Origin of the sequence: Falsiroseomonas oryzae (assembly GCF_027856955.1) — a bacterium.
GTDB classification, from domain to species: Bacteria; Pseudomonadota; Alphaproteobacteria; order Acetobacterales; family Acetobacteraceae; genus Falsiroseomonas; species Falsiroseomonas oryzae.
In genome coordinates this window covers 1-2,403 of the sequence record NZ_JAPSMD010000629.1, presented here as the reverse complement: position 1 = coordinate 2,403, position 2,403 = coordinate 1, and the positions used below count along the sequence as shown (strand labels likewise).

Annotated in this window: 2 protein-coding genes and 1 pseudogene; all 3 read right to left on the bottom strand. The window is 71.9% G+C overall.

Translation table 11 applies throughout. From position 1 onward, the window contains the following. Positions 1-154 precede the first annotated feature (154 nt). Positions 155-1,486, bottom strand: a complete 1,332-nt coding sequence (locus OZN99_RS29845) for a TRAP transporter large permease (protein WP_270938844.1) — start codon at positions 1,484-1,486, stop codon at positions 155-157. A 2-nt stretch (positions 1,487-1,488) separates the two neighbouring features. Further along, positions 1,489-2,028 carry a TRAP transporter small permease gene (locus OZN99_RS29840; protein ID WP_270938843.1) on the bottom strand — a complete coding sequence of 180 codons (540 nt, stop codon included), beginning with the start codon at positions 2,026-2,028 and terminating at the stop codon, positions 1,489-1,491. Between the two features lie 119 nt (positions 2,029-2,147). After that, positions 2,148-2,403 (bottom strand): annotated as a pseudogene (locus tag OZN99_RS29835) (TRAP transporter substrate-binding protein DctP); the annotation flags it as partial.

The window sequence follows — 2,403 nt, the reverse complement described above, 5'->3', positions numbered from 1 at the left end:
GGCAGCGGCGCGCCGGGCAACATGGGCAGCGGCTCGATGGGCGGCGGCAGCAGCAGCGGCGGCCAGGGCGGCTCCGGCGGCACCGGCAGCGGCACCCGCTGAAGAGCGGCCCGCGCCGGCGGGAGGGCCTTCCCCCCCGCCGGCGCGACCGGCTTCAGGCGCCGAACATGGTGTTCGGCAGGAAGGTGACGATCCCCGGGAAGATCGTCACCAGCGCGACGGCGACCAGCATCAGCACGAAGAACGGCAGCGTGTTTCGGGTGACGGTCAGGATGTCCTTGCCGGTCAGCCCCTGCAGCACGAAGAGGTTGAAGCCGACGGGCGGCGTGATCTGCGCCAGTTCCACCACCAGCACGATGAAGATGCCGAACCAGATCAGGTCGAAGCCGGTCGCGGCGATGATCGGCAGCACGACGGAGGCGGTGAGCACGATCATGCTGATGCCGTCGATGAAGCAGCCCAGCACCAGGTAGATGAGCGTCAGCACCAGGATGATGGTGACCGGGCTGAAGCCCTGCGCGCCCACCCATGCGGCCATCGCCGCGGGAATGCCGGAATAGGCCATGGCCTTCGTCAGGAAGGCGGCGCCTGCCAGGATCAGGTTGATCATGCAGGACAGCCGGACCGCGCCCATCAGGCTGTCCGTGAAGCTGCGCCAGGTGAGCGTGCGCCCCCAGGCGGAGAGCGCGAGCGCGCCGACCACGCCGAACACCGCCGCTTCCGTCGCCGTCGCCCAGCCGAAATAGATGCTGCCCATGACGAACGCGATCAGCAGCACCACCGGTATGAGCTGGCCGGACGCCTTCAGCTTCTCCCGGAAGGGCATGGGCGGGTCGGGGGGCGGCGTCAGCTTCGGGTTCAGCAGCGACCAGACGGCGATGTAGCCGCTGAACAGCGCCATCAGCATCAGGCCGGGGATGATGCCCGCGATGAACAGCCGGACGATCGAGACTTCCGCCGCGACGCCATAGACGATCATCACGATGGAAGGGGGGATCAGCAGGCCGAGCGTGCCGGCGCCCGCCAGGCTGCCGATTGCCATCGGCGCGTGGTAGCCGCGCTGCAGCAGCGCCGGGAGCGCCATCTTCCCGATCGTGGCGGCGGTGGCCGCGGAGGATCCGGAGACGGCGGCGAAGATCCCGCAGCCGATGACGTTCACATGCATCAGCCGCCCGGGCAGGCGCTGCACCCACGGCGCCAGGCCCTTGAACATGTCTTCGCTCAGGCGGGTGCGGAACAGGATCTCGCCCATCCAGATGAAGAGCGGCAGCGCGGCGAGCGTCCAGGAGGCGAGCGAGCCCCACACCGCGCTGCCCAGCACCTTCTCGGCCGGGAAGGTCGCGAGCCCCGGCATCAGCATGGGCAGCGCGATCACGCCGACCAGGCCCGTGGCCAGCAGGCCGAGCCCGATCCAGACGCCGAGCGCGAGGATGGCGAACAGCGCGCCGAGCAGCAGCAGCCCGGCCTCGGTCTGGGCGAGTTCCATGCTCAGATCTCCTCCGCCGCGCGCGCCACGGCGGAGGCCTCGGCCGCCCGGCGGTAGGACGGCGTGCCGCCCGAAAGGTGCACCGCCAGGTCATCCAGCAGCGCCACGGCGAACAGCGCGCATCCCAGCGCGCAGGCGGCCTGCGGATACCACAGCGTCCAGGGCACCGTGCCCTGCGCCACGTCCTCGAACTGCCAGGAATCATAGGCCAGGTCGGCCATGGCGAAGGCGAGGAAGGCGCAGAGTCCGGCAGTCAGCGCCAGCGCCAGCGCCTCCATCGCGAAGCGCGCGCGGCCGCGCACATGGCCGATGATGAGGTCCACGCGGATATGGGCGCCGTGGCGGAAGGCATAGGCCAGCGGCAGCAGCGCCGAGCCCGCGACCGCGAAGGCGGTCAGGTCGTCGGCGCCGGCAAGCTGCAGGCCGAACTGCCGGCCGACCACCTGGGCCGCGATGATGCCGGCGATCGCGGCCAGGGCGATCCCGCCGGCGATGCCGCCGAGCAGGTAGAGCAGGTCGAGCCCGCGTCGCAGCGCCGCCATCTCAGCGGCGCCCGCCCGGCGCGCATGTCGTGCAGCGGAACAGGCTCATCGGTGAAGTCCCCCTCGCCCGTCGCTCTTGCGCGGAATCCGACGCGACGCGCAAGGGGGTGCGCGCGCGGTCAGCCGCGTGCCGCGCGGTACTCCGCAAGCATCCGGCGACCGTCCTCGCCGGCGCGCTGCGCCCATTCCTCGACCATGGTCTCGCCGGCACGGCGGATGGCGGCGAGCAGCTCGGGCGAGGCGGGCACCACCTGCACGCCGCGCGCCACCATACGCGCCTCCGCCTCGGCCTGCGATTCGGCGGCCAGCCGCCAGCCGCGGGCCTCCGCGTTGCGGGCGGCCGCCAGCACGGCGGCGCGGTGCGCCTCCGGCAGC

What these genes read in the sequence shown, in the direction of transcription:
- OZN99_RS29845 (WP_270938844.1), bottom strand. Translation starts at nt 1,486, where the DNA reads ATGGAACTCGCCCAGACCGAGGCCGGGCTGCTGCTGCTCGGCGCGCTG.
- OZN99_RS29840 (WP_270938843.1), bottom strand. Translation starts at nt 2,028, where the DNA reads ATGGCGGCGCTGCGACGCGGGCTCGACCTGCTCTACCTGCTCGGCGGC.